20 protein-coding genes are annotated in these 24,147 nt (G+C 64.2%); 11 read left to right on the forward strand and 9 right to left on the reverse strand.

Going from position 1 to position 24,147, the window contains the following annotated elements:
- Positions 1-279: 279 nt before the first annotated feature.
- Positions 280-1,191, forward strand: coding sequence for a phosphodiesterase (locus Q0877_RS09935; RefSeq protein ID WP_299167350.1), 912 nt, complete (start codon positions 280-282; stop codon positions 1,189-1,191).
- 10 nt (positions 1,192-1,201) lie between these two features.
- Here the strand turns inward: Q0877_RS09935 and Q0877_RS09940 are convergent, their stop codons facing one another.
- Entirely contained in the window at positions 1,202-2,770 is a 1,569-nt protein-coding gene (locus Q0877_RS09940) for a stealth conserved region 3 domain-containing protein (protein WP_299167464.1), read from the reverse strand.
- A 194-nt stretch (positions 2,771-2,964) separates the two neighbouring features.
- Here Q0877_RS09940 and Q0877_RS09945 point away from each other — a divergent pair, with 194 nt between their 5' ends.
- On the forward strand, positions 2,965-3,495 hold the full coding sequence (locus Q0877_RS09945) for a ferritin (RefSeq protein ID WP_299167351.1): 531 nt from the start codon (positions 2,965-2,967) through the stop codon (positions 3,493-3,495).
- Positions 3,492-4,202 carry a PIG-L deacetylase family protein gene (locus Q0877_RS09950; RefSeq protein WP_299167352.1) on the forward strand — a complete coding sequence of 237 codons (711 nt, stop codon included), beginning with the start codon at positions 3,492-3,494 and terminating at the stop codon, positions 4,200-4,202. Before Q0877_RS09945 ends, Q0877_RS09950 begins: the two co-directional genes overlap by 4 nt.
- Here Q0877_RS09950 and Q0877_RS09955 read toward each other — a convergent pair.
- The 3 genes from Q0877_RS09955 to Q0877_RS09965 form a co-directional block, all read right to left on the reverse strand.
- Positions 4,199-5,035, reverse strand: a complete 837-nt coding sequence (locus Q0877_RS09955) for an MSMEG_6728 family protein (protein WP_299167353.1) — start codon at positions 5,033-5,035, stop codon at positions 4,199-4,201. The genes Q0877_RS09950 and Q0877_RS09955 overlap by 4 nt on opposite strands.
- Positions 5,036-5,089: 54 nt before the next feature.
- Positions 5,090-6,271 (reverse strand): glycosyltransferase family 1 protein, encoded by a 1,182-nt coding sequence (locus Q0877_RS09960; protein WP_299167354.1) that lies wholly within the window; start codon positions 6,269-6,271, stop codon positions 5,090-5,092.
- 87 nt (positions 6,272-6,358) lie between these two features.
- Positions 6,359-7,003 (reverse strand): DUF1684 domain-containing protein, encoded by a 645-nt coding sequence (locus tag Q0877_RS09965; RefSeq protein ID WP_299167356.1) that lies wholly within the window; start codon positions 7,001-7,003, stop codon positions 6,359-6,361.
- A gap of 61 nt (positions 7,004-7,064) precedes the next feature.
- Here Q0877_RS09965 and Q0877_RS09970 point away from each other — a divergent pair, with 61 nt between their 5' ends.
- Positions 7,065-7,817 carry a sulfite exporter TauE/SafE family protein gene (locus tag Q0877_RS09970; RefSeq protein WP_299167357.1) on the forward strand — a complete coding sequence of 251 codons (753 nt, stop codon included), beginning with the start codon at positions 7,065-7,067 and terminating at the stop codon, positions 7,815-7,817.
- A 91-nt stretch (positions 7,818-7,908) separates the two neighbouring features.
- Positions 7,909-9,165: a DUF6350 family protein gene (locus Q0877_RS09975; RefSeq protein WP_299167359.1), complete on the forward strand. Its 1,257-nt coding sequence runs from the start codon at positions 7,909-7,911 to the stop codon at positions 9,163-9,165.
- A gap of 4 nt (positions 9,166-9,169) precedes the next feature.
- Here Q0877_RS09975 and Q0877_RS09980 read toward each other — a convergent pair whose 3' ends face one another.
- Positions 9,170-9,613: a hypothetical protein gene (locus Q0877_RS09980; protein WP_299167361.1), complete on the reverse strand. Its 444-nt coding sequence runs from the start codon at positions 9,611-9,613 to the stop codon at positions 9,170-9,172.
- A gap of 62 nt (positions 9,614-9,675) precedes the next feature.
- Here Q0877_RS09980 and purN point away from each other — a divergent pair, with 62 nt between their 5' ends.
- Positions 9,676-10,239 carry a phosphoribosylglycinamide formyltransferase gene (gene purN, locus Q0877_RS09985; RefSeq protein WP_299167362.1) on the forward strand — a complete coding sequence of 188 codons (564 nt, stop codon included), beginning with the start codon at positions 9,676-9,678 and terminating at the stop codon, positions 10,237-10,239.
- 125 nt (positions 10,240-10,364) lie between these two features.
- On the opposite strand, the gene Q0877_RS09990 is transcribed toward purN, so the two are convergent.
- Together Q0877_RS09990 and Q0877_RS09995 are read right to left on the reverse strand one after the other, a co-directional pair.
- Positions 10,365-13,079: an alpha-amylase family glycosyl hydrolase gene (locus Q0877_RS09990; protein WP_367182161.1), complete on the reverse strand. Its 2,715-nt coding sequence runs from the start codon at positions 13,077-13,079 to the stop codon at positions 10,365-10,367.
- A 61-nt stretch (positions 13,080-13,140) separates the two neighbouring features.
- A complete protein-coding gene (locus Q0877_RS09995; RefSeq protein ID WP_299167364.1) occupies positions 13,141-14,490 on the reverse strand; it encodes an MFS transporter in 1,350 nt (449 codons plus the stop codon).
- 116 nt (positions 14,491-14,606) lie between these two features.
- On the opposite strand from Q0877_RS09995, the gene purH reads away from it, so the two are divergent.
- From purH to Q0877_RS10020, 5 genes are all read left to right on the forward strand, one after another.
- Positions 14,607-16,223 (forward strand): bifunctional phosphoribosylaminoimidazolecarboxamide formyltransferase/IMP cyclohydrolase, encoded by a 1,617-nt coding sequence (gene purH, locus Q0877_RS10000; RefSeq protein ID WP_299167366.1) that lies wholly within the window; start codon positions 14,607-14,609, stop codon positions 16,221-16,223.
- Positions 16,224-16,294: 71 nt separating this feature from the next.
- On the forward strand, positions 16,295-18,514 hold the full coding sequence (locus Q0877_RS10005) for an NADP-dependent isocitrate dehydrogenase (RefSeq protein WP_299167367.1): 2,220 nt from the start codon (positions 16,295-16,297) through the stop codon (positions 18,512-18,514).
- A 156-nt stretch (positions 18,515-18,670) separates the two neighbouring features.
- Positions 18,671-19,825: a hypothetical protein gene (locus Q0877_RS10010; RefSeq protein ID WP_299167368.1), complete on the forward strand. Its 1,155-nt coding sequence runs from the start codon at positions 18,671-18,673 to the stop codon at positions 19,823-19,825.
- A gap of 87 nt (positions 19,826-19,912) precedes the next feature.
- Positions 19,913-21,601 carry an LPXTG cell wall anchor domain-containing protein gene (locus Q0877_RS10015; protein ID WP_299167369.1) on the forward strand — a complete coding sequence of 563 codons (1,689 nt, stop codon included), beginning with the start codon at positions 19,913-19,915 and terminating at the stop codon, positions 21,599-21,601.
- A 125-nt stretch (positions 21,602-21,726) separates the two neighbouring features.
- Entirely contained in the window at positions 21,727-22,719 is a 993-nt protein-coding gene (locus Q0877_RS10020) for a bile acid:sodium symporter family protein (RefSeq protein WP_299167371.1), read from the forward strand.
- Positions 22,720-22,801: 82 nt separating this feature from the next.
- On the opposite strand, the gene Q0877_RS10025 is transcribed toward Q0877_RS10020, so the two are convergent.
- Positions 22,802-23,878: a Gfo/Idh/MocA family protein gene (locus Q0877_RS10025; protein WP_299167372.1), complete on the reverse strand. Its 1,077-nt coding sequence runs from the start codon at positions 23,876-23,878 to the stop codon at positions 22,802-22,804.
- A 39-nt stretch (positions 23,879-23,917) separates the two neighbouring features.
- Positions 23,918-24,142, reverse strand: a complete 225-nt coding sequence (locus Q0877_RS10030; protein ID WP_299167373.1) for a hypothetical protein — start codon at positions 24,140-24,142, stop codon at positions 23,918-23,920.
- Positions 24,143-24,147: the final 5 nt, after the last annotated feature.

The raw sequence follows: 24,147 nt of genomic DNA on the forward strand, positions 1-24,147 counted from the left end.
CGCGCATTCACAGGAAACAACTTGACCATCAAACGCTCCATCAATCAGAGCGTTGCTTCGACCATATGACTTTGCCCGGTGCATAAGGGGCGCGTCCTGCCAACTCGACGGGGTGAGGGGGAGCAATCCTTCAAGGCACCGGGTCCGAATGCCTCTCACCACGGACGGGAAAGTATTAACGGACTCGCCGTGTGACGTTCATCCCTTGGCAGGAATGCCTCTGCTTTGATGAAGGTTAAATGAAGTGAAAGCTATTCGAGCTCTATCGAGAAGGCGATCATGAACTTCCGGACGGCCGAGCACCCACGGCCGCAACACTTTGTCCTGCACATGAGCGACACCCACCTGGTGGGTGGCCCGGAACCCCTGTACGGGTCGGTGGACAGCGAGGCACGCCTCCGTCAGATCTTCACCGACCTGGAAGCCTCAGGATCCCGGCCGGAGGCAATCGTCTTCACCGGCGACCTGGCTGACAAGGGTGAGGCGGAGGCATACGCGAAACTCCGCAACATCGTTGAACCCGCCGCCCACAAGCTGGGCGCCGAGGTCATCTGGGCGATGGGCAACCACGACGACCGCGCCACCCTCCGCAGCGAACTCCTGAATGAGCCCGCCGACACCGCCCCGCTTGACCGCAGCTATCTGATCAACGGCCTGCGGATCATCACTCTGGACTCCACGGTGCCCGGCCACCACTACGGCGAGATCAGCCACGAGCAGCTCGTCTGGCTGGCCAACGAACTCCTCACGCCGGCTCCCTACGGAACCATTCTCGCCCTCCACCACCCGCCGGTTCCGTGCATTCAGGACCTGTCGGTTTTGGTGGAGCTACGCGACCAAAGCCGGCTTGCCGACGTCGTTCGCGGCACGGATGTTCGCGCGATCCTGGCGGGCCACCTGCATTACTCAACCAGCGCGCTGTTCGCAGGCATCCCGGTGTCGGTGGCGTCCGCCACCTGCTACACGCAGGACCTCACGTACGACGACGGCGGCACCCGCGGTCGCGACGGAGCCCAGGCCTACAACCTGGTCCACGTGTACGAAGACACCGTGGTGCACTCAGTGGTGCCCATCGGCACCCATACGGCGGTGGGCGAGACCGTTCCCCGTGAGGAGACCCGCCGCCGGCTGGAGGCAGCCGGTGTGCAGATCGCTGAAGCAGCACCTGTGAGGGCTCTCACCGCCGTCTGATCTGTCCCGCCTACTTCTCCCAGGGCGCCTTGACGGGGAAGTACTTCTCCAGGAAGTCGGTCACTGCGCGGGCGCGTTCTTCCGCCGGAATCTCCGGGAAGCTGCCGTCATTGAGGCAGAACAGATCCATGTTGCGCTTGTCCAGCAGCTTGTGAAGCTTGCGCAGCCCGGAGCGCATGGTGGTGTCGATGTACTTCACCCTCGCGGACTCCTGCGTCACCGCGCGGCCGGTCAGCAGCGCGTAGTAGTGATACAGCGAGTTGGTAACGGAGATGTTGTCCTTGGCGCGGAACTTCGATGCTGCCGTCGCCGCGAACTCCTCCGCAAACTCGTTCTCCATCTCCTCCATGACGCTCTTGCGCAGCGGCGCCGCCGTGTGCTCGAGGTGGCGGGTGGTGATGCGGCCGAAGCGCTCGTGAAGAAGGCGGCGGTTCACTCGAGCGGCATTTTCGAAGCCGCTGCGTTCCGCATCGTTCTCACCGAGCCCGATGCGCGTGTCCGCCTGAATGAACTTCGTGATCCCACCGGGCGAGAAGAACATGTCCGGTCCCACCGGTCGGCCGAAGAACATGTCGTCATTCGAATAGAGGAAGTACTCGGAAAGGTCGGGAATGTGGTGCAGCTGGCACTCGACGGCCTGCGAGTTGTAGGTCGGCAGCACGGACGGGTCCTTGAAGTGCTCCTCGGAGCGAACCAGGGTGACCGACGGATGATCGGCCAGCCACTCGGGACGTTCAGAGTCGGTGGCGATGAAGATGCGGCGGATCCACGGCGCAAACATGTAGACGGAGCGCAATGCGTACTTCAGCTCGTCAATCTGGCGGTACCGGGCCTCATGGTCGTCGCCCTCGCCGATGACGACGTTCTTCATGCGTGCAGCCCGGGCTGCCAGGTACTCCGGCGAGCTTCCGTCCACCCAGGTGAAGACCAGGTCGATTTCGAAGTCGATGTCCGTTGCGTGGTCCGCAAACATGTTGTCGATGGTCGGCCACACCAGGCCATGGCGGGTGACGGAGCCACGTACCACTTCATTCGACGGGAGAGTCCGCCTGGTCAGTGAGTTCTCCATCGGGAGCTCAATGCGGTCGCCATCAAGTGACCACAGCTCGATCTGCACACCGGCTGAGGGGCCGAACGTCAGCCCACCGATCGGTTCGATACGGGGGCGGAACAACCGGAAGATCCGCGCTTTCTCACTGGGGGAGAGGGCGCCGTCGGCCACCAGCAGCGTAGTCCGCCGTTTGGTGTCCACCGTCCGGGAGTAGAACGGCTCATTGCGGCACGCTTCGACCAGCGCCTCGCGCAGCTGCTCCCGATACTTCAAATCGACCGCGACGACGGGACGCTCATCATTGCCGCGGACCAGCAGATACTCGATACCGGCAAGCTCAAGCGCCTCGCGGATGAACAACAGATCCTCCACCATTGCCTGGTGCGGTGTCGTATCGGTATTGATCAGGGCGAACCGACGCTTGACCGTGGTGATGTCATCGCGGTCGTTCAGTCTGGCAACGGCGGCACTGGACGCGGACTCGAGCAGTTCGGTGTCGTTCTCCACTTCGGGTGCGCCGAAGTACACATCATGCTGGGCGGCAGTATCTGTAATGGGATCCTCCAACGGTTGCTCGAAAAGACGGTGTGGCCGGTGCGCTCGCAGATTGCTTGCACGGCTGCTGCTCCAATGATAAGCCTGCCTACAAGCAGCCCCGCCGGATGCGCTCCCGGCCGACGGCAACGCGTACAGGGACGGCACGCATCAAGGGAAGGGACACTATGGCCGAGAGAAGCTTCACCGGTCTGTTGAGCCGACAGGTTGGAAACGAACTCGCAGCCTCGCAGCAGTATCTGGCGATCGCCGTGTGGTTCGACAGCCAGGATCTGCCCCGCCTCGCTGCCCACTTCTACCGGCAGTCGCTCGAGGAGCGAAACCATGGCCTGATGATGGTCCAGTACATGCTTGACCGGGGACACAGGGTGCAGATCCCCGGCGTCGAACCGGTGCGGAACGACTTCACCGCGGTGGTGGAGCCGGTGTCCCTCGCTCTCACCCAGGAGAAGCAGGTCACGGCGGATATCGAGGCGATGTTCGCCCAGGCCAGGGTGGAGAACGACGCGCTCGGCGAACAGTTCATGCTGTGGTTTCTGAAGGAACAGGTGGAGGAAGTCGCGTCCATGTCCACGCTCCTCACCATTGTAGAACGTGCCGACAACCTGTTCGACGTCGAGAACTTCCTTGCGCGTGAGGCCGTTGGCGACGCCGGCAGCGACCCCAACATGCCGGCCACCGCAGGAGGTGCACTGTGACGCTTGAGTCGTTTCCGACTGACTGGCAGCGTGTGCTGGTACTCATGGCGCACCCGGATGATCCTGAGTACGGCACATCCGCTGCGGTGGCCGAGTGGATCGCGCAGGGCAAGGAGGTCCACTACGTGCTGGCTACGCGTGGCGAAGCCGGGATTGCTGGGCTCCCGCCGCAGGAAAGCGGCCCACTGCGTGAGGGTGAGCAGCGGGCCGCCTGCGACCGGGTGGGCGTCGACGTACTTGAGTTCCTCGGCTACCCCGACGGCCGCCTGACGGAATCCCTCGAGTTGCGCCGCGACCTGGCGGCGACAATTCGCAGGCACCAGCCCGACGGCGTCGTGACATTGAATCACGGTGACACCTGGGGCCCGGGCAGATGGAACTCGGAGGATCACCGGGCACTGGGCCGGTCGGTGCTGAACGCGGTGGCCGACGCCGCCAATGAATGGATTTTCCCGGACCTGGAGGGCCCCCGTCACCAGGTGAAGTGGACCGCGATCCTTAGCATGAACCCCACGCATGCTGTGGCGGTCAGCGAGGAAAGTGTCGAAAAGGCCATTCTCTCCCTCGCCGCGCATTCGAAGTATCTACAGGCGCTGGACAGCAGACCGGTGGAGGAACAGGCAACCGAACAGGTTCGTTGGGCCACCAGCCGGAACTCCGGGGGCGATTCAAGCTCAGCGGTCGGGTTCGAGCTGTACGGGCTCTAGGACAGTGCGCCGGGCGCTTCCACGGCATAGAACCGCCGCGGATCCTGCAGCAGTGCCGGATACTCGAAATCGCTGCGGCGAAGCCAGCCCGAGAGTGAGATGGGGCGTCGCGCAACGCCCGGCGCGTCGTCGTCGTGAGTGTCTTTTTCGATGGTCAGCGCGCCAAGCGTGCCCCGCTGCAGCCGGGCACCGCCATCCCTGACGACGGCGGCAGCATCACCTTCGCGCGCCAGTTCGGTGAACGCGGCGTATTGCCGGGACCACTTGGGCACGGCCCGGCCAGCCGGCGGATGCCCGGGGAGGAGCAGCGCGTCGCCGTCGTCGGTATCCACCGGGCCGTGCCAGACCCAGAGCCGTTCGCCCACGGGCTCGACCGGTATGAGCTCCAGCTCCGGCTCCGGCCAGGAGTACGGGAGGTCCTCCGGCGTGCCGGGGAATCGGTCCCGGTAGAACTCCGGTGCCTTCTGGATGAGGTTCGACTGGTGGCTGACGTGGACTTCCGGGTTCCCCAGCCACGGCGGCATTGCGGGTTCCGGCCCGGCGCCCGTTTCGAACGCCACAGCGGAGTCGGGCGCGAATTCACTGAGCAGCGGCGCGGTGCTGTCAGCGTGCCCGCGCGATACCCATTCACGGACCATCGCCAACCCATAGACGGTAAGCGCGGGCACGTGACCCATCCACATCCGGGTCGCCGGGTGACTGCGCCAGCCGTAGTCGGGCAGAACCAGTGCGCGCAGGATCTGCAGTGTCTCAACCCGCTGCTTGCCAAGCCGTGCCTGATCGAGCACGGCGGCGCTGGCTGCGAAGTCAGGATAGGGCAGGAAGGTCTGCATGCGGCCAGTGTGCCACATCTACTCAGCAGGCTTCCTGTTCCGCAGAGGCGGTGCTCAATGAGCCGACGTGGTGCCGCTACGGCTGACAGGTGCGGATTGATGCATCCCGATCGCCTCGGCGTAGAAGGACACGAGCTGCTCACACAGCACCGGCCAGGTGCGCCCCTGAACCGCGGCATACGCTGCCCGGCCGAATGCCCGGCGCTTGGTGTCATCGCCAAGGAGGTCCATCACTCCCGCGTGCAGCTGACCCAGCTCACCCGGCGGGTACAGCCATCCGGTGCGCGAGGAATCTACGAGGTCAAGCGGGCCGCCGCGGCCGACGGCGACAACGGGCACTCCCGAGGCCATTGCCTCCTGGATGGTTTGGCAGAACGTTTCGGATTCACCCGGATGCACAAAGACGTCGAACGACGCCATGGTCCGCGCCAAGTCTTCACCGGTCTGGAACCCAGCAAAATGCGCACCGGGGAGTTTCTGCTGCAGCGACTCCTTCGCCGGCCCGGAGCCCACAATCACCAGCTTCGTGCCGGGGATGGCATCGAGGCCGGCGAGGTCCTCGACCTGCTTTTCAGCCGCCAGGCGGCCGACATACCCGATCACCTTCGAACCGGGCGGAGCAACCGAACTGCGCCAGTCGCCGTCGCGCTTTGCGGGTGAGAAGCGTGCGGTGTCGACGCCGCGGCGCCAGAGCCGCAACCGTGGAATGCCATGCGAATCGAGCTGCTTCAGTGCAAACGACGACGGGGCGAGGGTCAGCGTCGACCCCTGGTGGATGTTCTCGACCCGTTGCCACAACATGTTCTCGGCCCACGGAATCCCGTAGCGGGCGGCATAGGCAGGAATCTCCGTCTGGTACACGGATACGGTGGGCAGGCCCAGCTGAGAGGCCGCCTGCACTGCCCGCCAGCCCAGCACGAAAGGCGAAGCCACGTGAACCACGTCCGGCGCGAAGTCGGCGAGGATCCGACGCACCCTCGCCACCGTGCCGGCCGCCAACCGGACATTCGGATACCCGGACAACGGGACAGATGGCAGCGTGACAACCGGGTAGCCCTCCACGAAAGCGGGCGCCTCACCGCTGACTCGGGAAGCCCTGTCCAACCACGACGACGACGGCGCAATCACCAGGGCGTCATCACCCCGGCTGCGAAGGTGGGCGAGCACCTTCAGCAGCGAGTGGGTCACCCCGTTCATGTGCGGAAGGAACGATTCGGCGACCACTGCAACTCTCACGCTCCCGATACTGGCAGCGTGGTCTGTGCACCCGGCGAGCAGGAGGTTGCAGCCGGATGAACTCTGGCTCAGTACGCGGTGTACAACTCAGTACGCGGTGTACAGCTCTCCGACGGATACAGGGACATCCAGCCGGTTGTCCGGCCCAGGGAGCGGGCATGCCCACGCCTCGTCATAGGCGCAGGAGGGATTGTAGGCGAAGTTCAGGTCCACGATCAGGCGCCCTTCGCGCTCGCCGAGGTGCGCGCCCTTGACGGTGTCCAGTACGTAGCGTCCGCCGCCGTAGCTCCCGCCGTCTGCGCCGGACGAGCCGTCCCGCAGCGGAAGGAAGAGCCCGCCGCCATAGGATTTCAGCCGCCACAGCGCGAGGCGCCCGACGCCGTCGGACGCCCCGCCGTCAAGGGCAACAGTGCCCACCCGCTCGAACGGCACCACCCCGTCAGTACCGGTCGGTACCTCCATCAGCTGGCCCGCGCCGTCGTCGTCAATTGCAGCTTCAAAACGGAAACCCGGGTCATAGGGCGCGATGTTCAGCCCGGCGAAGTCCTGCCGGGCGGAGGACGAAAGGGGCGACGCCGGGTGGCCGGCGAACAGCCTGTCGCGGCCGGTGCGCCAGTGGGCATGCGCGAGCGCGGGGGAGCCGGCAGCAGCAGCGTCGCGGACCTCGGCATAGAGGGCGAAGACTTCCCGGCGCCAGTCGGCGATGTTCAGGGCGGTCGCTGCAGGCGTCATGTTGCCAGCATAACTCCGCCTAACACAGGCATGACTGTTGCCTCGGCGTACTGTATCTAGGGTGACAATCGCGCTATTCATCCTCGTTCTAGGCCTCATTGTCGTGGGCGCCATCGCCCAGCGCATCGCCGGGCTGGGCTTCGCGCTGCTCGTTTCGCCGTTCCTCGTATTGATCCTCGGCCCGCACGAAGGCGTGCTCCTGATCAACATCTGCGGCGTGGTGTCCTCCACACTGATTGTTCCCCGCGTGTGGAAGGACATCGACTGGGGCATGTTCCGCTGGCTGACCATTCCGGCGGTCTTCGGCTCGGTCGGAGGGTCGATTGCCGCCGTGGGTCTGCCCAGTGCGCCGCTTGCGGTGACGGTGGCCGCCGTCGTGCTGGCGGGGCTCACTGCCTCCCTTGTGCTGCAGCGCTCCTCGGTGATGGTGACGGGGAACCGTTCCAAGGCCGTTGCCGGTTTCTCGGCGGGGCTGACCAACTCCATGGCGGGCGTGGGCGGGCCCGCAGTGAGCGCCTACGCGCTGCTCGCGCGGTGGCCGCAACGCCCGTTCGCCGCCACGCTGCAGCCGTTCTTCGCGGTGATTGGATCAGTTACGGTGCTCGTGAAGCTCCTCATCGATCCCGGGCAGGTACCTCCACTGGAAACCTGGATGTGGGTCCTCATCCCCGTGTCGATCATTCTCGGTATCTTCACCGGGGAGCGGCTCGCCCGGTACATCCATGACCGGCACGCACGGTTCGCCGTCATCGTCATCGCCTTCCTCGGCGCGGCAACGGCGCTCATCAAAGGCATCGCCGACCTGCTCGCCTGAAGCTTGCGGCGCTCGCCGGACTCTGTGAGGGTGAGCTACCTCGCCGAGTCGTTCAGCGGCTGATGCCGCCGCCGGTGGCACCATGGAGGGGATGAAACTCCCCACAAAGCCCCGAGCGCTGCCCATGCCACTATGGCTGCAGGGCGCCTTCGAGCTTGGACAGGCTGCGGTGATTTCCGCGCTGATCGTCCTGGTGCCACTCGGAGCCGTCTGGCTGACGGGCGGGTTCGCCGGGCGCGAGGCGTTCGGAACACTCCAGCTCGCTGCGCAAGCGTGGCTGGTGCTGCACGGTGTGCCGCTTGAGTTCGGACTTCCCGACGGCGGCACCGGCCTGCTCTGGGCGGTTCCGCTCGCGCTGACCCTTCTCCCGTTCCTCCTCGCGTGGCGGGCGGGGCGCCGGTTGGCGCGCGCCTCCTATACGGATCAGTTGTGGCAGGCACTTCTCGGCGCGCTGGTCGTCTATGCCGCCCTTGGTCTCGGCGCTGCCTACCTGGCCGACGACGGCGCCACCTCGGCATCGCTTGTAGCCGGCGCCAGTGTGCCGCTCATTGCAGCCGGTGCGGGAATGATCATCGGCGCATACCGGGAGGCTGGGTCCTGGGGACGCCTGATCGGTGTAGACCTCGCAGAATGGATTGCCACCTCCAGTCAGCACTCCCGCTGGGCAGGATCATATGCGTGGTCTGCCGGGCGTGCGGCATTCCTTGCGGTGGTTTCGGCGCTCGGCCTGTCCGCCATCCTGCTCGCCGTCACGCTTGCGATCCACTGGGCGGCAGTCGCCACAATCTACGAGCGGCTCGATGCGGGGATCGTTGGCGGGGCTGTCGTCACCATTGGCCAGCTCGGGTTCCTTCCCAATCTCGCGGTCTGGACCCTTGCCTGGTCCTCCGGCTCAGGCTTTGCCCTGGGAACGGGAAGCTCCATCAGCCCGCTCGCCACCACAGCCGGTCCGCTGCCGGCGCTACCCATCCTCGGCGCCGTCCCTTCAGGGCAGCTGGAGTACGGGATGGCCGCACTTGCCCTGCCGGTTCTCGCGGGCATCCTGGCCGGCTGGTGGTTCTTCCGGGAAGGGGAAAACCACTTCGATGAGTGGCTGCAGCTTAAAGTGGAAGCCCGCTGGGTCACGGCAGCTGCGTCGACTCTCGCCCTCGGGCTGCTCGTCGGCGTGCTGGCCGGAGCGGGCACGGCTGTGGTCGCGCTGCTTTCCCGTGCGTCAGTAGGGGTCGGTCGCTTCGTTGAGATCGGTCCTGACCCGTTGTGGACGGGATTGTTCGTGGCAGCGGAAGTGGCGGTCGGCGTCGTCATTGGCTATGCGGTCAGTCCGCTGCTGGAGCGGGAGTCAAGGTAGGGCATTAGCGCGGGTCCAACAGGCCGCCCAGGTTGCGTAGGTCTTCCTCGCATTGCCGCTGCGCCTTGGACGTGAGCGCGGTTGCCATGCATTCCTCGTACTGCGCTGTGACGGGCCAGAGCAGCACGGCTGCACCCGTGCCCATGGTGAGGAAGAGTGAGGCCACCAGGCCGATCGTCGTCGAAATGCGCGACAGGGTTGGTGCCTTCTGCCGGACCAGGCCGACGAGCGCGATGATGCCGACCGTGAGCGCGGCCAATCCGAAGACAATGCCCAGCACCTTCCACGGCAGGGGGAAACTTGCGCCCAGAAGTGTCGCGAGGAGGAGCAGCATGAACAGGCGCAGTTGGGCGCGCGTCGATGCAATCTCCTTATCCGACGGCTGCGGCGACTGCCGGGGTGGCTTCGCGGGCCGGGCTGCCGGGTCGGAAGGCGCGGGTTTCTTCATGCTTCAACCCTAGGACACCCGGGAACGCATCTGCGCGGGCCCCGGCCAGTACGCTTGAACCCATGCGCATCGTTGTCCTCGTTTCCGGTACAGGGTCCAATCTGCAGGCGGTGATCGATGCGGTGCAGGCCAAAGACCTTCCCGTGGAGATCGCCGCAGTCGGCGCAGACCGCCCCGGCACCTACGGCGTTGAACGTGCCGCGGCGGTGGGTATCCCGACGTTCGTGGTGGACTTCAAGCAGTACGGCAAACGCGCGGACTGGAACGCTGAGCTCACGGAGCGCACGGCCGCCTTCGAACCGGACTACGTCATCTCCTCCGGGTTCATGCGCATTGTCGACCAGCGGTTCCTCGACCGTTTCCCCAACCGGTACCTCAACACGCACCCGGCCCTTCTTCCCAGCTTTCCCGGAGCGCACGGAGTCCGGGACGCACTTGCCTACGGGGTCAAGGTCACCGGCTGCACGGTGATGATTGCCGACGCCGGGATCGACACCGGGCCCATCCTCTCCCAGGCAGCGGTGCCGGTTCTCGAAGACGACACCGAGGAGAGCCTCCACGAACGCATCAAGATCCAGGAGCGCGCACTCCTCATCGAGACCCTCCGAGACCTCGCCCTAACCTGAGTCGAGGTCTTAACAGAGTCGAGCGGGCGGAAATAGCGGGTCACTGCTTAAGATCCCGTTATTTCCGCCCGCTCGATCAGAGTGGCTCCGCGTCTAACCGCCTACTCCGTGTTCACTCCGCGTGTTTACTCCGCGGTGATGAGGTGCGTCCGGTGGTCGTACGTGAAGGTCACTGGACCGCCGTCGTGCGCGAGGGGTATGTTGGGGCCGTTCGGTGCCCCGCCGGCTCCGTAGTTTTCGGGCCAATCCTTATCGATCGCTGCCTTGTACTCGTAGTCACCGGCCGGGAGGTCCACCGCAAGCCGCCACAGGCCGTCGTCGCCAAGAGTCATCTGCGCCTGGTCACACGCCGGATCCCAGTCGCCCGGGCACCCCATCTCGGAGTTGAGGCTTCCTGGCACTGACACGTTCGCCGGCTGGACCACCACCGGGTCTCCGATGGTGACCGTCCGCACGTTGCTCACAGACTCTCCAAGCACCGCCCGATACTGCAGCTGCGTGTCATCAGGCAGGCCGAGAGCCGAGATGTCGTCCGTGAGGGTATACGCCGGTGAGGAGCTATCCGCGCCGATCTCCTCCCACTCGCCGCCGTTCACGCTGCGCTCGAAGGACACCACATGGGTTGCCTTTTCAGGATCCGCCACCGCGCTGAGCTCGACGGCGTCCCGTACCCAGGTGTTCTCCTCAGGAGCCTGAAGCGCCACGATCGGCGCAGGCGCCTCGGCGCCCACCACACCGCTGCCGGCTGTGTGGCCCTTGTTGTCCAGGACCACCGCACGGTATTCGAGTGGGGTTCCGGGATCGAGCGCGGCAACGTCGTGGAAGACGCGATACGGTGCGTTGTCATCCGTTCCGATCGGAGTCCAGTCGCCGCCGGCTGTGCGTGCTTCAAAGGACACCTGGTAGAAGGAGGAACCGTCGACGTCGGCCTCAACGAGCATGCGTCCGTTGTCAGCTTCCGCCGGCGCCGGCTGGGCGAGACTGATCGCCGGAGCCGACTTTGAGGCGGGGATGCGTCCGGCCGCTTCGTAGACAACCGCGGAGAGCGGGGGAACCGTGACTGTGAGGCTTCCGTCGCGTGCAGACTTCACACGGTCCTCGCCCTCGCCGTACACAGACTTGAAGGTCCGTGACGGCATGTAGGTCGGGATCTCGGCGGTCTGGGCTTCTTCGCTGTTGTTCAGGGCAACGACGTACTCGCGCTGCCGTTCGGTGTCGATCCGGGAAAAGGCGTAGATGCCGGCTCCTTCGGAGGCGTAACGGTGCTGATGGGCTCCGTTCCGCAACGCCGGGTGCTCCTCGGTGACCTCGGCGAGGGTGCCGATGGACTGGTACAGCGGATGCTCGGTGTTGAAGTTGTCCTGTGCATGGGTTGCCTCAGTACCCAGGAGGTCATCATCAAGGTAATCCGCCACCTGGCTCGCGAAGAGCGTCTGCCGGGCGTCCTGGTCGCCGCCGGGGCCGGTGAAGCCCTGCTCGTCGCCGTAGTAGATGACCGGGTTTCCGCGCGAGAAGTACATCAGCTCATGTGCGAGCTCATCGCGGGCCAGCAATTCGTCCTCACCGGCGTCCGGGTTGTCAGCGGCGACGAAACCGCCGATACGGCCCATGTCATGGTTGCCCAGGAACGTGGGCAGGCTGTAGGCGTTGGAATCCGCGTCGGTGTACCAGTCGTCGCCAATGAAGAACTGCTCAAGCTGCTGTGCGTCTGCACCGCGGGAGGCGAAGCTGCGGGCTGCCTCCTGGAACGGGAAGTCGAGCACGGCCTGCATCGAATTTCGGGTCGTGTACTGGGAGGTGAAGTCCTTGGTGGTGTCGAACACCTCGCCGAACATGAAGAACTCGTCCTTGCCCTGGTCACGGGCGAACTCAAGGACGTCCGGGCCGAACTCCTGCCAGAACCCGTCATCGACGTGCTTCATGGTGTCAATGCGGAATCCGTCCACACCGAAATCGGCAATCCAGGTCTGGTAGATCTCCTTCATGCCGTCAACCACAACAGGGTGCTCGGTGAACAGATCGTCCAGGCCGAAGAAGTCGCCGTAGTAGGAGTCCTCCCCAGCGAAGGTGGTGTCGCCGCGGTTGTGGTAGAGCGTCGGATCGTTGAGCCAGGCGGGTACCTTGAGGTTCTCCTCGCCGGGTCCGAGGACCGGCGCGTAGGGGAAGGAGGTTTTCGCGGCGAGCTCAGGGAAGTCCTCGCTGCCCGCCACATCCCGGTCATCGAACGGCACCCCGTCTGCGGTCCGGTAGGGCACCTCGTCCTTGGAAACGTACGGCAGCCGGTCACCGTCCTCGTAACCGATGACGTCCGCGGTGTGGTTGGTGATGATGTCGAAGTAGACCTTCATGCCGCGGGAGTGCGCCTCGTCGATGAGGGCTTTCAGGTCTTCGTTGGAGCCCAGGTGCGGGTCGATCTGCGTGAAGTCGGTAATCCAGTAGCCGTGGTAGCCCGCCGAGTTGTCTGCCGACTGCACCGCCTTGTTCTTGAAGCTCGGGGTCAACCAGATGGACGTCGTGCCCAGACCCTCGATGTAGTCGAGCCGGTCGAGCAGCCCCTTGAGGTCGCCGCCGTTGTAGAAGCCCTTCCGGGTGGGATCGAAGCCGGACACCATCGGATTGGGACCGAGCCCGCCGTCGTCGTTCGCTGTAGTGCCGTTGGCAAAACGGTCAGCCATCACGAAGTAGAAGTTTTCGTCGGTCACCGGCGCGCGTAGCGACTGTTGTGCTTCCGCGGTGCTGGCTTCATTGGGTCCGGCGGGCTTGGCCTGCGCGGGTAGGGCTGTGCCGGTGGCGGCGAGCAGGGATGCAAGCACGACGGCAGTGGCGTTGCGGGCAATCATGAGACCTCCAGGAGTGGGAAGAACCACCATAGCGTGGCGCAGGTCACATTCGATGGTCAAGTCAGATGCGGGCTCCGCGGGTCTCCGGTGCGTTGAAGGCCATCCACAACACCGCCACCAGCACCAGCACGCCGGTTACCGCAAAGGTCAGCGGGAGTCCGAGGTACGGCCACAACAGGGATCCGAAGATCAGCGGCACCAGTCCGGCTCCCACCCGCGACACCGTGGACGCCCAGCCGAATCCCGAGCCACGCAGTTCAGTCGGATACAGCTCCGACACATACGTGTAGAGGACCGGAATTGCCACCTGGATGGTGAAACCGAACGCCAGTAACCAGCCGGTGGCTGCCGCCGGCAGCTCAACGGTGAGGGCAAAAATCACCAGTACGACGGCGGACAGCGGGCCTGATACGGCGAGGATCCACTTCCGGCCCACTCGCTCGACCAGCAGTGCGGCCGCAACAACACCGAGAAATCCGATGCCGGTCATGCCCGCAGTGGTCAGGAATGCCACCGACTGGCGGTACCCGGAGGCAATGAGGATCTGCGGCATCCACGTCAGTGCTCCGTAGTAGACCAGCAGGATGGACAGAAAGAGACCCCAGGCGGCGAGCGTGATCCGCCAGTTGAAACGCCACAGGGCCGTGAACTGGCCGGATAAGCCGCCGAGCGTCAGGCGCGGGTCGTCTCCTGCCGCAGGCAGCCGCCACTCCCGGACTACGCCGCCGGTGCTTTTCACCAGCTGGTCGATCACGGCTTTGGCTTCGGCGGCACGTCCGCGTTGCACGAGGTAGAGCGGTGATTCGGGAACGGAGCGGCGTACCCAGAACACCAGGAGCGCGGGCAGCACCATGACCAGCATCAGATACCGCCAGTCGCCGAACGCCGCGATCAGGATGGCGGACACCACGCCGCACAGCGCTGCGCCGATGGGCCACCATCCGTCCATCGCGGTGAGAACACGGCCGCGGTGCTTCCGGGGGGTGAACTCACCGACCAACGCGTAGTCCACCGGAATGCAGCCGCCCAGTCCGAAGCCGGCGAGGAACCGGAAGATGCAGAACCAGACAAGGTCACCGGATAACGCACCGAAGACCGTGAAGAGGGAGAAGATAAGCAGGGTGGCAGTGAACGCCTTCTTGCGGCCGATGATGTCCGCGATGGAACCCCAGGCAAACGCGCCTACCGCCATGCCGATCAGATTCGACGTGCCGACCCACGCCGCATCACCGGGGGTCAGTCCCCATTCTTCGGACAACAGCGGTATGAGGTAGCCGTTGAGTGTGACGTCCCACGCATCGAACATGAAGCCGAGGCCGCCGATGAGGAAAATCCTGCCCTGCACGCGCCAACGCCACGGCAGGTCCTGGACCACCTGGTCGCCGGTGGGGAGATGCGTAGAAGTGCTCACGTGAATCACGATACCGCCGGGGTCTGACAGTCCTCGTTGCGTAGCTGAAAGGCAGGTCCCGCCGGTGTTTTAGACTGGGGACGATCCCACAGCACTCATTCCCCCTGGAGACCTGCGTGACATTGACCAACCTTGACCGTGTTCCGATCCGCCGCGCGCTGATTTCCGTCTATGACAAGACCGGGCTGGAGGAACTCGCTCAGGGGCTGCACAGCGCCGGCGTGCGCATCGTGTCCACCGGCTCAACGGCCAAGACCATCGCGGCAGCCGGCATTCCCGTGCAGCAGGTCGAGGAAGTGACGGGTTCGCCCGAGATGCTCGATGGCCGGGTAAAGACCCTCCACCCCCGCGTGCACGGCGGAATCCTCGCGGACCGCCGCGTCGCCACGCATATGGACACGCTCGCCGAGATGGAGATCGAAGCCTTCGACCTCGTGGTGGTCAACCTCTACCCGTTCGTCGAGACAGCGAAGTCGGGCGCTTCAGCCGACGACGTCGTCGAGCAGATCGACATCGGCGGTCCGGCAATGGTGCGTTCAGCCGCGAAGAACCACGCAGCCGTAAGTATCGTGGTTGACCCTTCGTTCTACGGCAGCGTTGTCCGCGCCGCCGGTGAGGGCGGGTTTGACCTGAAGACCCGGCAGCGTCTGGCTGCCCGCGCCTTCGCCCACACCGCCGCCTATGACAACGCGGTAGCCACCTGGACGGCAACGCAGTTCCAGGACGAGGACGACGACGGCCTGATCGACTGGCCTGCCTACGCCGGCCTCGCGCTCGAGCGCTCCGAGGTGCTGCGCTACGGCGAGAACCCGCACCAGCAGGCAGCGCTCTACGTCGACAAGGCCGCACCGGTTGGAATTGCACAGGCCGACCAGCTGCATGGCAAGGCGATGAGCTACAACAACTTCGTCGACGCCGATGCCGCGCTGCGTGCCGCCTACGATTTCAGCGAGCCGGCGGTTGCCATCATCAAGCACGCCAATCCCTGCGGTGTCGCTGTCGGTTCAGCGGACGCCGCTGATGCCATCGCCGACGCCCATGCCAAGGCGCACGCGTGTGATCCGGTGTCCGCGTTCGGCGGTGTCATTGCAGCCAACCGCACAGTAACGGCAGGAATGGCCAAGACGGTGAAAGACATCTTCACCGAGGTTGTCATCGCGCCCGGTTTCGAACCCGAAGCGGTGGAAATTCTTTCCCAAAAGAAGAACATCCGACTGCTGGCCTTGCCTGAGGGTTACGACCGCTACCCGACGGAGATCCGCCAGGTCTCCGGCGGCGTCCTCATCCAGGTCACCGACGCGGTAAACGCCGACGGCGACAATCCAGAAAACTGGACACTCGCCGCGGGGGAGGCAGAGGATCCTGAAACCCTCGCGGACCTCGCCTTCGCCTGGACCGCCTGCCGGGCGGCAAAATCCAACGCAATCCTGCTCGCACGCGATGGTGCCGCCGTCGGCGTCGGAATGGGACAGGTGAACCGGCTGGATTCCTGCAAGCTCGCGGTGGAGCGTGCCAACTCGCTGGCAGGCGAAGGCGACGAGCGTGCGCGTGGCGCAGTGGCGGCGTCGGACGCTTTCTTCCCGTTTGCGGACGGTTTGCAGATCCTGGTCGACGCCGGTGTGCGCGCGGTCGTGCAGCCAGGAGGATCAGTGCGCGATCAGGAAGTCATTGACGCGGCGAACGCGGCCGGCATCACCATGTACTTCACCGGAGCACGTCACTTCTTCCACTAAACCGGTACGTTAGACGAAGTTGTTGTACCAACAGATTCAGCACGAGAAGAGCCCTCAGGAGACGCCTCACCATGGCTAAAATCATCTATACCCACACCGACGAAGCGCCGATGCTCGCCACGTATTCGTTCCTGCCGATCATCGAGGCCTTTGCGTCGACCGCCGGTGTTGAGGTGGAAACCCGCGATATTTCGCTGGCCGGGCGCATCATTGCGACCTTCGGCGACTACCTGACTGAGGAACAGCGCATCGGTGACGCGCTGGCCGAGCTGGGGGAGCTGGCCACCAAGCCTGAAGCCAACATCATCAAGCTGCCGAACATCAGCGCTTCGGTACCGCAGCTGAAGGCTGCCATTACAGAGCTTCAGGGGCAGGGCTACGCGCTGCCGGACTACCCGGACAGCCCCTCCAGCGACGAGGAATCCGACGTCCGTGCCCGGTACGACAAGATCAAGGGTTCAGCGGTCAACCCGGTGCTCCGTGAAGGCAACTCGGACCGCCGCGCGCCCCAGTCGGTGAAGAACTATGCCCGCAAGAACCCGCACACCATGGGCGCCTGGTCAGCCGATTCGAAGACCAACGTGGCGACCATGAGCGACGGAGATTTCCGGTCGAATGAGAAGTCGGTTGTCATGTCCCTTGACGACTCGCTGACCATTCAGCACGTTGCGCAGGACGGCACGGTGAACGTCCTGAAGAAGGCGTTCCCGGTCCTCGCCGGCGAGGTTATCGACGGAACCGTCATGCGTGCCGCCGCCCTGGACGAGTTCCTTGCCGCGCAGGTTGAGCGGGCGAAGAACGAAGGCGTGCTGTTCTCCGCACACCTGAAGGCCACCATGATGAAGGTGTCCGACCCAATCATCTTCGGGCACATCGTCCGCGCGTTCCTGCCCGAGGTGTTCGCCTCTTACGGCGACCAGCTGCAAGCGGCCGGTCTGAGCCCCAACAACGGGCTTGGTTCGATCCTGAGCGGCCTCGAAAAGCTGCCGTCCGGCACCCGCGAAGAGGTGGATGCCGCTGTCCGCAAGGGCATTGAGAACGGCCCGAAGCTGGCGATGGTGGATTCCGACAAGGGGATCACCAACCTGCACGTTCCGAGCGACGTCATCGTTGACGCTTCGATGCCCGCGATGATCCGGACCTCCGGCCACATGTGGGGTCCGGATGGCGAAGAGGCAGACACCCTCGCAGTACTGCCGGACAGCTCCTACGCGGGCATCTACCAGGTCGTGATTGATGACTGCCGCGCCAACGGTGCCTACGATCCCACCACCATGGGCACTGTCCCGAACGTCGGCCTCATGGCTCAGGCGGCTGAGGAATACGGCAGCCACAACAAGACCTTCGAGATCGAGACCGCCGGTACGGTTCAGATTATCGACGGCTCGGGCAACGTCGTCCTCGAGCACGAGGTCGAGCCTGGCGACATCTGGCGCGCCTGCCAGACCAAGGACATCGCTATCCGCGACTGGGTCAAGCTCGCTGTCACGCGTGCCCGTGCCTCAGCAACACCGGCAGTGTTCTGGCTGGATGAAGAGCGCGCCCACGACGCCAACCTGATCGCCAAGGTCAACGAGTACCTCAAGGAGCACGACACCGAGGGCCTCCAGCTGGAGATCCTTTCGCCGGTCAAGGCAACCGCATTCACCCTTGAGCGCATCCGCAAGGGCGAGGACACCATCTCGGTCACCGGCAACGTCCTGCGCGACTACCTCACCGACCTGTTCCCCATTCTGGAACTGGGCACCAGCGCCAAGATGCTCTCCATCGTTCCGCTGATTAACGGCGGTGGCCTGTTTGAGACAGGCGCCGGCGGCTCAGCACCCAAGCACGTGCAGCAGCTCGTCCGCGAGAACCACCTGCGTTGGGACAGCCTCGGTGAATTCCTTGCTCTGGCCGTCAGCTTCGAGCACCTGGCCACAACGGCAGGAAATGCCCGCGCGCAGATCCTAGCGGACACGCTGGACCGCGCAACGGCCACCTTCCTGCTGGAGAACAAGTCGCCGAGCCGCAAGGTCGGCGAGATCGATAACCGTGGGAGCCACTTCTTCCTGGCGCAGTTCTGGGCCAAGGAGCTTGCGGCACAGAGTGAGGATGCTGAACTGGCGTCGGCGTTCTCCACAGTGGCGGAGCAGCTTACGTCCAACGAAGACACCATCCTGACGGAACTGCTCGCAGTGCAGGGTTCGCCGGTGGACATCGGCGGTTACTACCACCCCGACATCACCAAGGTGGTGGCCGCGATGCGGCCGTCGCAGAAGTTCACCGAGGTGCTTTCCGCCCTGGGCTAGATCTCCGTGCAAAGCCCCGCATCTGCGCCGAATCGGCGCGGAAGCGGGGCTTTTACGTTGCTGCAGATGCCCCGAAGATTCTTGACTGGACGGTTTACACGGCAATAGGAAGCATGCTTTCCTTGAAGTCCAGTAGCTGACCGTGGGGGTGATGGCATGAGCAGGCGTATCCGCCAATCATTCGCCTCCACTGCGCGTATTTCTCTTCTCAGCGCTGCTGGGGCTCTGGGGCTGCTGGCTCTTTCGGCCGGTGCAGCGAATGCCGACGACGACGGTAAGCAAGGTCTTCTGGGATCAGTCACCTCTGTGGTTGAGTCGGTTTCGACTCCCGTGGAGGCGGTGGTTGAGGAGGTTTCAGAACCACTCGACACTGCAATGAAAGTGATCGCGCCGGCTTCTGCAACTCCGGACGCGAAGGCTCCCGGCATCTCGGCTGTGGTACAGGGTGCACCTGAGATCATCGCCGACATCGGCGTCGTCAACACAGTTGCGCCGGTTACTGATCTGGTGGACCGCGTCGTAGCCAAGGTGCCCATCGTCAACGCGGTTGTCCCGCAGGGAACAACCACGGCTGTCACTCAACCCGTGTTGGAGGTAGTTGATGTTGCGGCCGCACCGGTGCTGCCGTCGGTCCAGGAAGTTGTGACGCCGGTCGTCGAGGTACTCGTTCCTGTTACTGAAACAGTCGATCCGGTGGTCGAGGTCGTTCGCCCGGTGGTCGATCCGGTGGTTGACCCGGTGGTTGAGGTTGTTGAGCCCGTGGCCGATCCGGTGGTTGAGGTAGTGCAGCCCGTTACGCCGGTAGCACCAGTTGTGCCGATTCCTGACCTTGTAGATGTCGTCGAGCCGGTGGAGCTTGTTGCTCCCGTGGACCCGATGCCGGTTGATCCTAAGACCTCCGTGGACGAGGAACGGGCCTCCGTGCCGGCAACCGTAGGCGCTGCGACGGATGCATCACCTCTTGCCCAGGGGGCTGCAGGGGCATCGGCTCCGTCGCAATCCTTGACCGCGGTGGAAGCCTTCGGCTCACACACGGCGCCTTCGCCGCAGGGCGCGGTGTACGCACTTCAGGGGCTTCCGGATCTCGCGATGTCCGATCATCAGCAAGCGGACACTCCTCTGGGCATTGGCGCCGGTAGTGCCGCTTCCGGTGCAGCCGCTACCGGGTCAGCAGGAGCGGGCAGTTCCTACGCCGCCGTGGATCCTTTCTCCTTCGACTTCAATCTTTCCTCCGTAAGCTCCTCGCAGACCGGCTACGCTGCCGCGCTTCCTTCAACCCCTACTCTCGACCCCGGTTCAACACCTGATTGATGAGCCGTCAGCTGCCCTTCCATAGGCAGCAGACGGCCATTGTGGCGCCTCAATGCGCCACCCAAACATCAACTCAGGAGATACATCATGCATACCTGCATACAACGAGGAATCAAGGTATTCCTTCTCACCGGGGGCATTCTCGTTCTCGGTGCCGGGGCGGCATCAGCCGATGACACCGGCATAGCAGTATTGGGCGACGTCGTAGCGCCCGTGAATGTTGGCGGAAACTCCGTCTCGGTGATTGGAGACGCTTCCTCTGAGGGGTCGGCGTCGTCATCGGACGGAACAACCGTCAACAGCAGCGATCCTGCTGGGACGACCGGGTCCGACGGAACACTATTGGGCGGGGTGACTGCCGTTGTTGAGGCAGCTGTGCCGGTCAATGTGAGTGGAAATGCAGTATCGGTGATTGGTGATTCGTCGACCACCGGCTCTGCTTCCTCGGCTACTGGCGCATCCAGCAGCGACGGAATGGCAACCTCATCGGGTGAAAGCCTGGTCGGCGATGTCGTTGCTGATGTTGCAGCTGTCGCTCCTGTGAATGTTGGCGGGAACGCGGTTTCGGTGATTGGTGATTCGTCGACGAGTGGTTCTGCTTCCTCGGCTACTGGCGCATCCAGCGGCGACGGAATTGCAGCCTCATCGGGTGAAAGCGTGGTCGGTGATGTGATTGCTGATGTTGCAGCTGTCGCTCCGGTGAATGTTGGCGGGAACGCGGTTTCGGTGATTGGTGATTCGTCGACGAGCGGTTCTGAGTCAGGTGCCGAGGGTTCCAGCTCCGGTGATGTTGCTACTGGCGGTGCCGCTGGAACGTCTGATGACGGTCTGCTTGGTGATGTGGTTGCTGATGTTGCAGCTGTCGTTCCGGTGAATGTTGGCGGGAACGCGGTTTCGGTGATTGGTGATTCGTCGACGAGTGGTTCTGAGTCTGCTGCTGATGGTTCGACGTCGGGCGTTACCGGGAACGGTGGTTCCGAGGGGACCACCGACGATGGCCTGCTCGGCGACATTGTCGGTGATGTTGATGCGGTTGTGCCGGTGAATGTCGGCGGGAACGCGGTTTCGGTGATTGGTGATTCGTCGACGAGTGGTTCTGATTCAAGTGCCGAGGGTTCCAGCTCCGGTGATGTCGCTACTGGCGGTGCCGCTGGAACGTCTGATGACGGTCTCCTTGGTGATGTGGTTGCCGATGTTGATGCGGTTGTGCCGGTGAATGTTGGCGGGACCGCGGTGTCGGTGATTGGTGATTCGTCGACTGAGGGTTCGGACTCTTCAGCTGGCGGTCCTGCAACTCCCGCAAACCCGACTGATCCTGACCCGGTGACCCCTGAGGATCCGATTGATCCTGAAACGCCTGTGAATCCGGAAAACCCGGGTACTCCTGCCGAGCCAGGCTTCCCCGCTACACCTGGTGACGAGGTCGTAGAGACACCGGGCGATGAGGTGACGCCAGGTGATGAGGATGCTCCCGCTACCGGTGGCCCTGCTGTTCCCAGCGATGACAGTGGTACTCCCGGCAATGGCGCTCAAGGCAACACTGCCTCGGACAGCGGCATGACCACCGAATCCACGGTGGTTCTGGCAAGCACCGGCGTCATGGCCAGTGCTGGCTCAAGCGCCGCCGCTGACACTAAGGCTGCCACAGCCAACTCGGCCCGTGACGGCCTCGCCCAGACCGGAGCAGATTCATCGGTGTTGCTCCTGATGGGAGGCCTGCTTCTCGGAACCGGGATCGCCCTGGTATCTCGGCGGACCCGAACCGTTAACAGCTAGCCGAACGTGACGATTGGCCGGAGTCCTGACCCTCCGGCCAATCGTCACGCCTACATTAGGTGCCTCCCGTAACAATTCCGCGCTGGATGCGACGGCGATGAAACGCTCGTGTTACTTCTGAAGGCATGAAATCGCAACACCCGGCTGCATCCGCTGAGGAACGCAACGCCCGCATCGCTGTCACCATCTTTCCGCTGCTCGTTCTGGGCGGCGGTGCCATCGCACTGATGGTCCCGACGGCGTTCACCGGCCTCGCTCCGGCGATCAACCCGCTTCTCGGAGTGATCATGTTCGGTATGGGTCTGACGCTGACGCCGCCCGACTTCGCCCTGATTGCCAAACGGCCAATTCCGGTAGTGATCGGCGTCGTCGCCCAATTTGTGGTGATGCCGTTGCTGGGCCTGCTTGTCGCCTCGGTCCTCGGACTTCCGGCGGCTCTTGCTGCCGGCGTGATCCTGGTGGGCTGCTGTCCCGGCGGTACGGCGTCGAACGTCGTGTCGTATCTGGCCAAGGGCGATGTGGCCCTGTCCGTCGCCATGACCACTGTCTCTACATTGCTTGCTCCGCTCCTGACCCCGTTGCTGACCCTCTGGCTGGCCGGTCAATACCTTCCGGTCGACGCCGGTGCGATGGCCTGGTCTATCGTCCAAATTGTGCTGATTCCCGTGGCGCTGGGGCTGGCAGCACGGCTGCTTCTCCCGCGGCTGGTGGCAGCGGCGCTCCCTGTGCTGCCCTGGATCTCGGTCGCCGCAATCACACTGGTGGTCATGGCTGTAGTCGGCCTCAGCGCCGACGCGATCTTCTCCGCAGGCCTGCTCGTACTGGTGGCGGTCGTCCTTCATAACGGCCTTGGCTACGGGCTCGGCTATGGAGCGGCACGGCTGTTCAAGCTGCCGATCCCCGCCCGGCGCACCACTGCGATTGAGGTCGGGATGCAGAACTCGGGCCTCGCCGCAGGCCTGGCACGCACACACATGACCCCTGAATCAGCCCTTCCGGCGGCTATCTTCTCGGTCTGGCACAACGTCTCCGGTGCGCTTCTGGCGGCCTACTGGCGACGCCGCGGCGTGGCCGATGACAGGAACCAGCCAGCACCCGAAATGAACGTCGCCAGCTGATCTCTTCGTTGATTCCGCAGGACACACCCCTTATCCCGCGGGATAAGGGGTGTGTCCTGCCAATTCACGGTGGCTGGCCGGGCTACCGGTCGTCGTTGGCATACCGGAGGCCGAGCTGCGCCCGCACGCCGTCGAACATCCGCATGGTGTCGAGCGTATGCTGCAGCGGCATGGTGGGGCTTTCGAACAGTCCCTCCTGGATACAGCGGGTCGTTTCACGCAACTCGTAGGCGTATCCGTTGCCTGCCTGTTCGAACTTCTCGACCCGCGCCTCGCCGCCGTGCGGATGCACATATAGCTCGCGCGGATTGTGAAGCGGAGTGGACGTGCGCAGCCAGCCCTTGCTGCCGGCGACGGTGGCCTGGCCGGGACCCGAAGCCACCAACGACGACGACAGTTGCGCCTGCGCACCGCTCGCGTAGGTGAGAGTCAGCGCGTTCTGGGCGTCGACGCCGTCGTCATTCAGGGTGCCTTCAGCTGAGACGGACGTGGGGAAGCCCAGCGAGCCCAACGCCCACGTGGTCGGGTAAACGGTGAGATCCAGCAGCGCGCCGCCTCCTGCGAGCGGATCCCATAAACGCGCCTGCGGATCGTACGCCGCAGGGAAGCCGAGGTCCGCCTGCACCCAGCGGATATCGCCGAGCTCTCCGGAATGGATGATGTCCCACGCCCGGTTCACGCTAGGGAGGAAACGCGTCCACACGGCTTCCATGAGGAAGACGCCCTTCTTGCGGGCCAAATTGATGAGCTCCTCCGCCTCGCGCGCATTGACCGTGAAGGCCTTCTCGCAGAGGACATGCTTGCCTGCAGAGAGGAGAGCCTTGCACACCTCGTAGTGCTGGCCATGCGGAGTCGCTACATACACGACGTCGACGTTGGGATCCTCAGCCAGCCGTTCGAAACCGCGGGAGTCGCCGTCGTCGTAATGCACTGTTGCAAAGCCGTGCGTGTCAGCGAAAGCGCGCGCCCGCTCCTCCAGACGCGAACTCACCGCCTGCAGCACCGCGTCCTCCAGCCGGGCAATATCCTCGGTCACCTTGCGTGCAATACCGCCCGTGGCAACCACGCCCCAGCGCAGCGGCGTCCCGGTGGCGGCGAAAGGGGAGGGCGCGTCCGGCGCGACGCACGGGGGCACGGGGAAGCGGAGGTTCGTTGTCATCCCTTCATACTTCCCAATGCAGGAGGACCAGTCCACCCGTTACGCCACCGGTGCCTCCGCAACGCGGCTTCGAAGGACCAGTGGCACCACGCTCACCAGGCACAGCGCCGTCATCGCGGAGATCAGCACCCGGTAGTCGACCAGGCCCAGCAGCGCGGCGGCCAGCATCGATGCGCCGACCTGGGGAAGGTTGATCATCATGTTGGTGGCGGCTGAGGTGCGTCCCTGCATTGACGGCGGTGTTTCCTGTTGCCGCAGGGTCACGAACG

The organism is uncultured Arthrobacter sp. (assembly GCF_947495145.1).
Lineage (GTDB): Bacteria > Actinomycetota > Actinomycetes > Actinomycetales > Micrococcaceae > Arthrobacter_D.

Excerpts from the sequence above, each read along its gene's own strand:
- Q0877_RS09955 (WP_299167353.1), bottom strand. The coding sequence starts at position 5,035 with ATGCAGACCTTCCTGCCCTATCCTGACTTCGCAGCCAGCGCCGCCGTG.
- Q0877_RS10015 (WP_299167369.1), top strand. The coding sequence starts at position 19,913 with ATGCATACCTGCATACAACGAGGAATCAAGGTATTCCTTCTCACCGGG.
- Q0877_RS10010 (WP_299167368.1), top strand. The coding sequence starts at position 18,671 with ATGAGCAGGCGTATCCGCCAATCATTCGCCTCCACTGCGCGTATTTCT.
- Q0877_RS09975 (WP_299167359.1), top strand. The coding sequence starts at position 7,909 with ATGAAACTCCCCACAAAGCCCCGAGCGCTGCCCATGCCACTATGGCTG.
- Q0877_RS10020 (WP_299167371.1), top strand. The coding sequence starts at position 21,727 with ATGAAATCGCAACACCCGGCTGCATCCGCTGAGGAACGCAACGCCCGC.
- Q0877_RS09980 (WP_299167361.1), bottom strand. The coding sequence starts at position 9,613 with ATGAAGAAACCCGCGCCTTCCGACCCGGCAGCCCGGCCCGCGAAGCCA.
- Q0877_RS10005 (WP_299167367.1), top strand. The coding sequence starts at position 16,295 with ATGGCTAAAATCATCTATACCCACACCGACGAAGCGCCGATGCTCGCC.
- Q0877_RS10025 (WP_299167372.1), bottom strand. The coding sequence starts at position 23,878 with ATGACAACGAACCTCCGCTTCCCCGTGCCCCCGTGCGTCGCGCCGGAC.
- Q0877_RS09990 (WP_367182161.1), bottom strand. The coding sequence starts at position 13,079 with ATGATTGCCCGCAACGCCACTGCCGTCGTGCTTGCATCCCTGCTCGCC.
- Q0877_RS09945 (WP_299167351.1), top strand. The coding sequence starts at position 2,965 with ATGGCCGAGAGAAGCTTCACCGGTCTGTTGAGCCGACAGGTTGGAAAC.
- Q0877_RS09935 (WP_299167350.1), top strand. The coding sequence starts at position 280 with ATGAACTTCCGGACGGCCGAGCACCCACGGCCGCAACACTTTGTCCTG.
- Q0877_RS09965 (WP_299167356.1), bottom strand. The coding sequence starts at position 7,003 with ATGACGCCTGCAGCGACCGCCCTGAACATCGCCGACTGGCGCCGGGAA.
- purN (WP_299167362.1), top strand. The coding sequence starts at position 9,676 with ATGCGCATCGTTGTCCTCGTTTCCGGTACAGGGTCCAATCTGCAGGCG.